General features: G+C 40.0%; 6 protein-coding genes. 1 reads left to right on the forward strand and 5 read right to left on the reverse strand.

What is annotated here, in order from left to right:
• The first annotated feature begins 138 nt into the window (after positions 1-138).
• The gene (locus V7K84_RS13415) at positions 139-1,683 is read left to right on the forward strand and encodes a flavin-containing monooxygenase (RefSeq protein ID WP_334838684.1); all 1,545 of its coding nucleotides are present in this window, start codon (positions 139-141) and stop codon (positions 1,681-1,683) included.
• Positions 1,684-1,774: 91 nt separating this feature from the next.
• On the opposite strand, the gene V7K84_RS13420 is transcribed toward V7K84_RS13415, so the two are convergent.
• The 5 genes from V7K84_RS13420 to V7K84_RS13440 form a co-directional block, all read right to left on the reverse strand.
• Complete coding sequence (locus V7K84_RS13420) at positions 1,775-7,393, reverse strand: ATP-binding sensor histidine kinase (protein WP_334838686.1); 5,619 nt, start codon at positions 7,391-7,393, stop codon at positions 1,775-1,777.
• Positions 7,394-7,863: 470 nt separating this feature from the next.
• A complete protein-coding gene (gene cbiE / locus V7K84_RS13425) occupies positions 7,864-9,075 on the reverse strand; it encodes a precorrin-6y C5,15-methyltransferase (decarboxylating) subunit CbiE (protein WP_334838688.1) in 1,212 nt (403 codons plus the stop codon).
• A 43-nt stretch (positions 9,076-9,118) separates the two neighbouring features.
• Positions 9,119-9,523 carry a VOC family protein gene (locus tag V7K84_RS13430; protein WP_334838690.1) on the reverse strand — a complete coding sequence of 135 codons (405 nt, stop codon included), beginning with the start codon at positions 9,521-9,523 and terminating at the stop codon, positions 9,119-9,121.
• Positions 9,524-9,541: 18 nt separating this feature from the next.
• Positions 9,542-10,138, reverse strand: coding sequence for a tRNA-(ms[2]io[6]A)-hydroxylase (locus tag V7K84_RS13435; protein ID WP_334839021.1), 597 nt, complete (start codon positions 10,136-10,138; stop codon positions 9,542-9,544).
• A gap of 163 nt (positions 10,139-10,301) precedes the next feature.
• Complete coding sequence (locus tag V7K84_RS13440; RefSeq protein ID WP_334838692.1) at positions 10,302-12,197, reverse strand: CheR family methyltransferase; 1,896 nt, start codon at positions 12,195-12,197, stop codon at positions 10,302-10,304.
• Positions 12,198-12,376: the final 179 nt, after the last annotated feature.

A 12,376-nucleotide genomic window follows, 5' to 3' on the forward strand; every position in this document is an offset into this window, starting at 1 on the left:
TACGCAAACAATAGTCAAAACTTTGATTTTCAGGTAGGTAAGGGCAATTCATGTAGACGCGGAGCGGCTTCCCGCAGGGTATTGCCCCTACTCCGTGTATTTTTCCGTAAGTCCGATAATAATTGAGGAGAATCCAAGATGACAACGAAACAAATATGCGTGATTGGGGCAGGAGTGAGCGGATTAGTCTCAGCCAAGACGTTTCTTGAAGAAGGTTACGAGGTTACATTGTTCGAGAAGCAGCAGGGACTTGGTGGTGTGTGGGAAAGGTCGAGGACTTACCCAGGACTGTCCATCCAAAGCCCCAGAGATACCTATGCTTTCTCAGACTATCCTATGCCTGCTTCTTATCCAGAATGGCCTTCAGGAGAGCAAATATGCGCTTACCTGGAATCCTATGCCCAACACTTTGGTGTCACAGAAAAAATTCAATTCGGTGCAAAAGTAACTAAAGTGGAGCGTAAATCAGGAAATACTCCTGGATGGATGGTTAGTGTTAGCTTTCAAGAAGATGGTAAGGAGATCAAAAAACAAAATTACGAGTTCGACTTTGTGATTGTGTGCAATGGTCTTTGTGATATTCCCTACATTCCTAACTTACCGGGAATGGAAGAGTTCATTGCCGCCGGAGGTAAGGTAATACATACTAACAACTTTAATGACGGCTCTGTAATTGAGGGCAAGCGAGTTGTTGTTGTCGGTTTTGGCAAATCAGCCACCGATTTAGCAAATCTCGCAGCTAGCAAGGCCAAGGAATGTACCCTTGTGTTCCGTGAAGCAGTGTGGAAAATTCCTAACTTTTTTCTTGGTTTGTTCAACATCAAGTATATTTTCCTAACTCGGTTTGCAGAAATTTGGACACCCTATCATAAACTTCAAGGATGGGAAAAGTGGCTGCATAGTTTTGGAAAGCCGCTGGTGTGGGCATTCTGGCGGCTAAATGAGACTATCCTGCGCTTACAGTTTCCCCTTGATGCTTGTGGGATGGTGCCCAAACAACCGATGAACAAATTGATCGGCTGTAGTCTCGGCTTGATACCTAAAGGCTTTTTTGAGCATGTACGCGCAGGTAAAATTCGTGCTGTCAAGACAAAGATCGACAAGTTTTTTGCTAGTGGTGTCGAATTGGATAACGGCGAACAAATACAGGCAGATGTTGTTGTCTTTGGCACAGGATTTCTTCAGGATATCCCCTTTTTAGAAGAGAAGTACCACAGGCACGTATTTGATGAGGAAGGCACTTTCCATCTTTACCGCCATCTCATTCACCCTCATATTCCACAGATGGGTTTTGTTGGTTATGGCTATACTTTATCTGCCCAGTTATCAGCAGAAATTGGTGCTAGGTGGTTATCAGAGTATGTCAAAGGAAATTTACTTTTACCATCCCCGCAAAAGATGTTAGAGGATGTAACAGCAGAGTTGGAATGGAGAAAGAAAGATAGACCCTATGCTTTAGTTAGTGGAGCATGTGTAACTCCTTTTACATTCCATTACATGGATGAATTGCTTCAGGATATGGGTCTGAGTAGCCACCGCAAACCAGGAAACTTGTTTGGATTGATGATGCCAATAGATCCATCTGCCTACAACAATCTCCGACAGGAATTACAGGCAAAACAACAGCCATCTCTTAATGATTTTGCGATCGCGCCAAGTGTAGAAGTAAAAAGCGTTCCTTGATATCTCCATAATACGGTTCGATGAAGTTCTAAACCGAACCGTATTATGAAGAATGCTGAGTATTGTAAATTTTCAGTATTAACAGCTTGTCTTACTGTTGCATTGGAATCTCAATCACAAACTCAGTCCCCTTTCCCGGAGTTGATTCACAGCTTAACTGACCTTTATGTTTGTCCACTACCACTTGATAACTAATTGACAACCCCAACCCCGTACCACTTCCTACTGCCTTAGTGGTAAAAAATGGATCGAATATTTTCTGCATCACCTGTGCAGTCATACCATAGCCGTTATCAGCGATCCGAATCTTCAACGTGTTTACTTCTCCTAGTTCAGTCCGAATACGAATTTGAGGATTTTTGCCTGGAGAATCTTCTTTATTCTTGTAGTCCTCTAAAGCATCGATCGCATTACTTAAAATATTCATAAACACTTGGTTTAGTTGGCCAGCATAGCAAATAACATCCGGTAGTTGTGCGTATTCTTTAAAAACTTTAATTTCTGGGCAATCGCTCTTTTCTTTGAGTCGGTGCTGCAAAATCATTAGAGTACTATCGATGCCTTCATGAATATTTACAGGCTTCATTTCCGATTCATCTAGACGAGAGAAGTTACGTAAGCTCAGAATAATATTTCGGATACGGGAACTTCCCACCTTCATCGAATCGAGAACTCTTGGAAGGTCTTCTCTCAAGAATTCTACATCCATTTCCTCAAGTTTTTGCTCCACTATTGCTGAGGGATGAGGATATTGTTGCTGATAAATATTAATTAAATCTAGCAATTGTTCAACATAGTCACTTGCGTGAGTGATGTTACCATGAATAAAATTGATCGGGTTATTAATTTCATGGGCAATTCCCGCCACCATTTGCCCTAACGAAGACATTTTTTCACTTTGAATTAATTTACTTTGGGTACTTTGTAATTCTTCTAGAGCTTCTTGCAGATGCTGATTTTTTTCGTTAAGTTCTGCTGTTCTTACTACCACCTTTTCCTCTAGTATATGGCTGTAGTCCTCCAATTGCTCATTCGCTTCAGCCAAATTCTTGTAGAGAATGGCATTTTCTAAAGAGATTGCAGCTTGGATAGTTAAAAGCTTGAGAACTTCTAGGCGATCGCGTGTAAATGCTCCTGTAGTTAAATTATTTTCTAGATAAATCAGCCCCAGCAATTTACCTTGATTAAGCATTGGAATACATAATATGCTTTTTGGTTCCTCACGGTTAATATAATTATCTACCGCAAAATAAGCTTTATCTTTAATGTCATCAATTACTAATATTTCTTGGGTTCGTTTGACATAATTAATCAAAGAAATAGGAACAAGATCGGTAGACTCAAAAGGAATAGATAAAAACTCTGTGTGAGTATCTCTTAAAGTGGAAGCAGAACTAATTGCAGCAATAGTTAAGTCTAAGTTATTAGCTTCACTCAATATCAGCACACATTTAGAAGCTCCTGCATTCTCCATCACAACTTCCATTAAAGTAGAAAGGAGTGCCTCCAATTCAATCTCTCCAGACACTGCTTGAGAAGCTTTAATGACAGTTCCCAAATCTAACATATCTGAAATACTAGTGTTGGAACCAATGACAGTTTCATTTGTCACCAAAGTAGATTTATTGCTAAGTGTAGATAGGTGTAAACCCAGTTCAGGTAGATTCTTTTCACTGTAAGAATAGCTAAGTTCTTCTTGCTGAATAGTGGGAAGAAGTAATTGAGGATAGCGTTTTTGCAAGTCATAAACTTTAGCTAAAGCTCCCCAGCGAACATAGCAATAGTAAGCATCAGTGAGGTATAATTGGGCGATTTTTTGTTTACCCCATTTGAGATAAAACGTAGCCGCTAATTCACAAGCAAGAGCTTCTTCGTTAATGTACTCATTTTCTTTACTAAGGGAAATAGCACATTCATAATTATCTATTGCTTCAAGATATTGACCAATAACTCGATGCCGTTCCGCTTCTACTAAATGAAATTTATGTAAATAATTCATTGGTGCATGATGTGCCCAATGTGCTATTTTTTCCTGATTTTTTATAACTTTTTTAATAATTTTTTGTTGTTTATTTTCATCAACATCAGGGTAAAAAGCAAGCTGTACTAATGAATCATAAAAATAGAATTGAGCACTGATTATCATTCCTAGACCAGCAGATAAATACTGTTCTGCCTTCAGAGAATTTTCAAGTGCTTGGGAATAATCTGTAAACAGGTAACATAGTTGCATCTTACAAATAAACAAGGAAATAATTGCAACTCCATCATTAGCCGCAATATGAATTGGTAACATTGTTTTCTCATTATATGCGTCACCAATTAAACAGCAAGAATTTTTTGAAGAACCTAACAAATTCAATACCATCTGGCGATATATTTCATTCCAATGAAAAACTCGCTCTTGTTTGATTTGTTTTATAGCATTGCTATGTGTTACCATTTCCCGCTCAAGAGGAGCTAATTCCTTACCAATAAAATATGCATGAAGTGAGCACGTATAAAGACAATAAGCCCCGAATTCTAAATCTCCTGTTTCCAAATTATTAGAGTAAACTTCTATTAGAGGTTTTAATGTATTTCTAACATGTTCTTTCCAGGGTTTGATGAGTTGGTTAAATGTTTGAATTACCTTCAGCATAACTTCTTGAGTTTGGAATTTGGTCAACATACTTTCAGCCAGCTTGCCAAATCTATAGCCAGACTCAATATCTCCCACTACACTGCACAATATAACCCCATAAGCAACATACACGAATGCAGATAAAGATGCATTGCCATATTTAATCGATAAGTTGGTCTGATTCAGAACTATTAATGGAAACAATGTGGGAACAGCTGTGTAGGTAAAAGCAGTTATATTAGATAATATACGTATCACTACTAATGACCGAGAGTCCGTCATTTGGGGTAAGTTAATTAAGTCTTCAATACTCCTGCCGCTTAGATGCGATGCTGTTTCTGCTAATGCTATTTCAATATCAGAGTGCTGAGGATTACAGGGAAAGTCTACTCCTAATAATTTTAAAAATGCTAGTGCAAGGTTAACAGCTTCTAGTGCTTGACCCTGTGCGCCATAAGCCTGAATTTTTACTTCATAGACTTTCACTTTTTCTAAGAGTGTTTTAGCTTTTACTAATACCACCTTTGCCAATTTCTCCATCTGCTCAAAGTCACCAGCTAAGTATGCTGCTTCTGTTGTTATTTCATACAAAGCTAGAGTTAGCTCATATTTCATCTCCCAACTATCATTTGCTAGTAGCTCAATGCCAGCAGTTAAATACTTAAGTGCCGATGAATAAGCTGTTGATACTAAAGCTTTACGCCCAGCAATTAGACTCATTTCAGCTAACTCATTACGTTTAGCTTGATGAGTGATAAATTCAGCTGCAATATTGAAATGATTTACAAGCTCAAAAATATTTTCTTCCCGTTCTGCAACTGGGGTATTTTTCAAGAGAAGCAGCCCAATTTTTAAGTGCATCTGCTTGATTTGGTCTTTGGGAATTAGAGAATAAGCTGCTTGCTGAACTCTATCATGTACGAATTTATATTTTGGTAGTTGGGTATTAGTAAGTGATAAATTTTCCGATTCTCTAGTTGAAAAGCTTAATAGTTGTCTATCAGTTTCTGGTGTAAAATTATAACCATCTTTCTGAGGTATAATCAGTCCTTCAAGTAATGCTTGCCATAAGTCAGAGGCAGTATCTATTAAAGATTTTTCATTAACAAGTGACAATGTTTTTAAGTCAAACTCATTACCAATACAAGCAGATATTTTTAATACATTTTGTACATTTTGGGGCAATTTCCCTATTTGTATGCCCATAAACTCTACGACATCATCTGTAAGAGATAATGTTTTAATTTTGGTAATATCGTACTTCCAATGTCCTGCATCAAAATCTAATTCAATTAGTCCGTCATCATATAATAGTTTGAGAAATTGAGATGTAAAGAAGGGGTTTCCTTTAGTTTTGAAAAACACCATTTGAGTCAGAGGCACAGCAATGACTTCTGGACAACGCAGCGTATCAGCAATTAGATGATTTAAATCAATCTGACTTAAAGGTAAGAGTTTAATTGTATTAATTACTCCTCCTGTGTTGACAATTTCTTGTAGTGTTAAATGTAGCGGATGTAGATTTGAGACTTCATTATCTCTATAGGCACCAATTAGTAGTAAACTACTTTTATTTTCAGAGAGATTCTCTGTATCCTTAGCAAACCGAGAAGAAGTTCCATCCATTAATAATTGAATAAACTTCAAGGAAGCCGTATCAGCCCATTGCAAATCATCTAGAAAGATGACCAGAGGATGAGCTTTAGTAGAGAACACTTGGATAAATCTCTGGAACAATAAATTGAAGCGATTTTGAGCCGCGCTACCAGCAAGTTCAGCAGATGGGGGTTGTTTGCCAATAATTATTTCAAGTTCAGGAATTACATTAATGATTACCTGAGATTGCGTACTCAATGCCGATAAAATTTTGGTTTTCCACTGTTGAATTTGGGCGTCTGTTTCGGAAAGTATTTGGCTAATTAAATCTCGCAAAGCTTGCACCAATCCTGACAATGGGATGTCACGTTGGAATTGGTCAAATTTTCCTTTGATGAAGTAACTACGCTGTCTGGCAATGGGTTTGTGGACTTCATTAACCACAGCAGTTTTACCAATCCCTGAGTAACCAGAGACTAAAATCATTTCCGTGCTTCCCTTTGTCACCCGGTCAAAAGTAGTGAGGAGAATTTCAATCTCTCTTTGACGACCATAAAGTTTTTCAGGAATGGCAAAATGATTTGAGATATCCCCAATTCCTAATTCAAAGGCTGTAATATTTCCTTTCTCTTGCCATTGGTTTTGACATCTCTCCAAGTCATACCTGAGTCCATGAGCGCTCTGATATCGGTCTTCGGCATTTTTTGCCATCAGCTTGCTGATAATATCAGATAAAATTGTGGGAATATTGGAGTTAATATGGCTGGCTTGTGGCGGTTCTTTGGCAATGTGAGAGTAGACTAACTCCATCGGGTCAGTTGTACTGAAGGGTAACTGCCCTGTTAGGAGTTCAAAGAAGGTGATACCCAAAGAATAAAAGTCGGTACGGTAGTCTATACCTCGATTCATGCGTCCTGTTTGTTCAGGGGAAATATAAGCTAGAGTACCTTCTAGGACGTTGGGATTTGTGAGAAATTGAATTTCTTTTGGTAATAGAGTAGCAATACTAAAATCGATGATTCTAGTCTTACCTGTTATCGGATGAATCAAAATGTTAGCAGGTTTGATATCTTTGTGAATGATGCGATGGCGATGTAGCTGTTCTAAAGTTGCACTAATTTCAATGGCAATACCGAGAAACTCACTCAATGAAACAGAATAATTTCCTTTTTTCTGCTCTTCTTGCTGCCAGAGATTAAGGGCAACACCACCAAAATCTTCCATTACTATCACATATCTATTGTGATATTTTTCTAGGTTTATTGGTTTGACTATGCCTGGAATATCAAGATTTTGGGTAATAGTGTATTGATTGTGAAACTGATTAATTTCAGCAAAGTTAGGATCTTCATTACGCATCAATTTTAAAATGACTGATTGCCGATCTTTTTCTCTGATGGCTCGATAAACTAAGGTTTTTTTACCTGAATATAATTGCTTAATAATGCGATAGCCAAGTATAGGAAATACTTTATCTGATTCTACTAGCATTGCATTTAGTTATGATAATTTTCTTTCTCTGGTTTAGTATACCCAGAGCATAGTAGCTACTATCAGTGAGTAATGGAATTTTGTCAGGTGTTAAAAAGTAGGGTTATTAATAACCGATTGGTAGCAGATTGTACGTAAATGAGGTATAAGAATATCAGTGTATTAACGGGTAATGAGCGGCTATTTATGTTTAGTTTATTCAAAAATCGAAAAATGCTGTGATTGGAAATAAGTCTTAGATATCTTAACCGCAGACAGATATTCATTTTGCTGTATCTAGAGGTAGAGAATATACTCAAAATTGTTCATAGTTTTGACAGCAAGACACATTTTACAAACTATAGTGTGTATAACAAAACGGGAATTTACGTAAGCTATCACCAAATTACAAAAGCGATGTCTGCGACAAGACGTTCGCGTAGCGTCTCCGACAGGAGAAGCGTCTACGCACTCACAACTTTATTCAATTTTTAAGACTTCACTACTACCCATTGCGTCACAGGCGCCATTGCTCGCCAACCTAAAAATTTACCAATAGGTTCCGCTCGCTGAATGGCAATACGAGTTAAATCGCCACCGACTCGTTCATACCATTGAAATAAAGTTTGCTCACCCTCTACTGTGACAACATTGGCCACTAAACGTCCACCCGGCCGCAGTGCTTCCCAGCAAACATCAAAAAGTCCCGTTGCTGTCACCCCACCACCAATAAAAATAGCATCTGGTGCTGGCAAATCTTTCAGGGTATGGGGCGCTTTACCTTCAATGATTTGCAGATTTGGAGTACCGAGAGTGGCGGCATTATCAGCAATATACAGTAGTCTAGAAGAATTTTGTTCGATCGCGATCGCTCGACATCGCGCATTACTCCGCATCCATTCAATTGAAATTGAGCCGCAACCCGCACCCACATCCCACAATAATTCTCCTGGTGTGGGAGCCAAAGCTGCTAGGGTAATTGCCCTAACTTCACGCTTCGTTAATTGTCCATCGTGGTGGTAGGCGTTATCTGGCAATCCTGGCAATCTTGGTAATGGGATAACCCCAGTATCAGCAATACAATCAACTGCGATCGCATTCAACACTGCAACTTCAGTTTCACTCCAAGATGCGGCCGTACCTTCTACAATTCTTTCATGAGCGCCGCCCATACGCTCCAATACGGTGATTTTACTGCCACCATAGCCGCGATTTGTCAAAATTTGAGCAACAATGGCGGGTGTGTCTTTACCTTCACTCAAAATCAACAGCCGCGCTTTTGGATAGATATAAGACTGGAGTAGAGAGGATGGACGACCATTCAAACTCAAGGTTTCTACCTCAGTCAAAGACCATCCCACCCTGGCACAGGCGAGGCTGAAGGCTGAAGGTGCGGGGATAATCGTCATTTCAGAGACAGGAATTCGCCGCATCAAGGTGACACCAATGCCGTAACACATCGGATCGCCGCTTGCGAGTACGCAGATTGACTGCCCCCGACGCTGGATGATTTCGTCTACAGAAGTGCTAATGGGAGATGACCAGACTAGTTTCTCACGTCGATCGTCTGTAGGGAGCATTGCTAAATGGCGATCGCCTCCCACAATTACTTTCGCTCGATCGACTAGAGAACGAGCGATCGCGCTTAACCCTTGTAATCCATCTTCCCCAATGCCAACAATAGAAAGCCATTTCTGTATCATGCTAATTCATGATTAATTACTTCATAACGTTGTTGGCAGACTTTTAACTGATAATTCCGAGATTGTTGTAGATTTCGATCAGATTGCCATCAGGATCGCGCAAATGAGCTGTGCGGATTCCCCAGCTTGGACGATCTTGTGGTTGAGTCACAACGAGCGCATTTTGAGCCTTTACTTGCTCATAGACCTCATCCACATTATCCACTGCCAAAATCAAGACAACTTTATCTCGATTGACAACGTATGAAGGCTGTTCAATTCTTGGGACTACTTCAGCCATTAATTCTTGTTTGAGCAAACCCAGCTTGAGATATCCGGTATTAAACTCAGCATATCCGCTATCTTCATCGCCCCAATCGACATCAAATTTCAGCAGATCCCGGTAAAACAGAAAAGAATCTTTGTAATTGGAGACAAGCAGTCTCAGGTGTGTTAGCTGAAGCTTCATATCTGTTGGGTTAGTCTACTAACTGTGAATTCTAGGTTCTGGATGCAAAGTCGCTAGCAACTCGCTTTCGACAATTGCTAATTCATCAAGCCGCTGCATGACAATTTCTTTGTCGAAATAAGTAGCAGCTAAAACCCAATATATACCGTAGTGACGCGCTTCGGATGCCATTAGCCCACGATAAAATTTTGCTAACTCTGGCTCTGGACAGTGAGCAGCTAATAGTCCCAAGCGCTCGTGAGAGCGAGCTTCAATTAAACCAGTGACTAGTAAGGAATCCAGAAATCGCTCAGGTTCTTTGGGGCGTACTTGAGCTTTTAAACCCGCGCCATAGGGAGGTGGTGGTAGGGGAGCTAGGGGAATATTCCGGCGTTCTAACCATTGGTTAACTAGCTCAAAGTGTTCTAATTCTTCGCGGGCGATCGCAGTTAACTCCCGAACCATTTTAGTATTGGAAGGGTAGCGAAACATCATGTTCAAGGCTACGCCTGCTGCTTTGCGTTCGCAGTGGGAGTGGTCGAGTAAGATGATATCTAAATTAGCGATCGCTTGTTCAACCCAAGCAGAACTAGTGGGCTGTTTTAGGACGTTGATAGTCGGTAACTGAGTAAGCACAGAGTCAATCAATTTTGGATTTTGGATTTTGGATTTTGGATTTTTCAATAGTTTAAACTATTAGTCCACCAAAGAAACTTTGCGGGATTTATCGTCAGAAAATCAAGTTCTTTTCTCCCCCTGCCTCCCCTGCCTCCCCTGCTCCCCTGCTCCCCTGCCTCCTTCATTCCTGCTGCCGCCGTTCTTCCATCTCTTGAGTAGAAATCATACTATTGACTCTCTCAATATCTACCATCATTAAAACTGCTCCTTGCATTTCAATGCCAAGCAGCGGAGTGATTGCTAGGTAACATTTTATTTGCCTACCCCGACGATTGGTAGCATCAAGGATAATTTCTTGAAACTGTTTTTTACCGGATAGAGAGTCGCGGATGGGCGATCGCAACTGCTCGACTGGTAGGCCAATGTCTAGGCTGAAGATAGATTTTCCAATCACTTCATCAGTCCGCAAGCCCCATAAATCTTCGACCATATAATTCCAAATAGAGATATTAAAGCTACTGTCAATTACTACTATTCCCGTTTGGAAACTCTTGAGAATAGAGGCGAGGAAAATATTTATGCGATTCAGTTCTGTGGTGCGATCGCTCAGTTCGTAATTAATTGTCTGTAATTCTTCATTAGTAGATTGAAGCTCTTCATTCATCGTCTCCAATTCTTCATTAGTAGATTGTAATTCTTCGTTAGTAGTTTCTAATTCTTCATTAGTAGATTGCAGTTCTTCATTAGTAGTTTCTAATTCTTCATTGGTAGATTGCAGTTCTTCATTAGTAGTTTCTAATTCCTGTTGCGATCGTTGCAGGGCATCTTGGAGTTTAATATAACGGGTGACATCATGAAAGGAGATACTGACCCCTAAAAAACTGGTATCTGTTTCTTGTAAAGGCGTAATTTGCACATCCAGATATTGGATTTCTGTGTTAGATAAATAACGCTCTACATTTGTTAGGCTGACAGGGCGGCGTTCGGTATAAGCCCGTTCGATTAGCGATCGCAATTCAACAGGGCGATAGGAAAGTTCTAGATCCTGGAAGGGACGAGCTAAATCTTTGGGAGAAAGGGCGAACAAAATCCGTGCCTGCTCGTTCACCATTACCAGAGTGCCATTGATATCAATGATTATTTGGGCGATTTGGGCTGCATCAAAACCCATCTCTCGCAGCCGGAGGTTTCGAGACAAACGGCTGCTAGATTCGTCATCTACTGAATTTGCCATAACAAGGAGGCGATCGCGTAAATTCACCGTCGATACTTTAGTAAATATTCGGTTTTTCAAGTCCAGTGGCGTAAACAGATTAGAATGCATCAATAGCATTTCTGCTTTTCCCAAAAACAGATAGCCATTATTATTGAGTGCAAAATGAAACCGCGCCAGAATTCGCCCTTGAGTTTCAGAATTAAAATACATTAATGTATTGCGGCTGACTAATAAATCTAAGCGCGAAATGGGCGCATCCTGAAGCAAATCGTGGCGACCAAAAATCACTGAACGGCGCAAGTCTTGGCGGAAGACATAGCGGTTTCCGATAATCTCAAAGTATTTATGGCGCAGTTCATCTGGCACAGCTTGGATATCTTTTGCTGAATACACAGCTTGCCTAGCCTGGTTGAGAGCATCTTCATCTACATCTGTGGCGTAGATTTTCACTCGTTGGCGAAATTCCTCTGCTCCCAATATTTGGGCCATCAACATTGCCAAGGTATAAGCTTCTTCCCCAGAAGCACAGCCAGCGCTCCAGATGCGGATTGGATCGGAAGTTTTTTTATTCTTAATCAGATTAGGCAATATTTGCTCTGCTATATATTCCCAAGCTGATGAATCTCGAAAAAAAGCAGTGACGTTAATTAGGATAGTGTTGAAAAGATAATTGAATTCTTCTGGATAAACTTCTAGATAGTCTTGATATTCTTCAAAGTTTTCTATGGTTAATGACTGCATCCGCTTGAGTACCCGACGTATCAAAGTCGAGCGCTTATAGCCTGTAAAATCAAATCCCCGGCTCTGTCTGAGATAAACCAGTAGATTTTCAAATTTAGGATCTTTTTCTGCGGAAGTCATAGGTTAGGGAGGGGCAGAGGGCAGGGGCAAAGGAGTAGAGTTCTGATTTGCGTCCATAAGTATCAAACACTCATTAACGGAGTTCAAAGCCTCATTAATGAGTATTAAAGGCTCATTAAAGGAGTTCTAAACCTCATTAATGAGTATCAAAGGCTCATTAAAGGAGTTCAAAGCCTCAT

The sequence above is a fragment of the Nostoc sp. genome, from assembly GCF_036917315.1.
Classification (GTDB): domain Bacteria; phylum Cyanobacteriota; class Cyanobacteriia; order Cyanobacteriales; family Nostocaceae; genus Nostoc.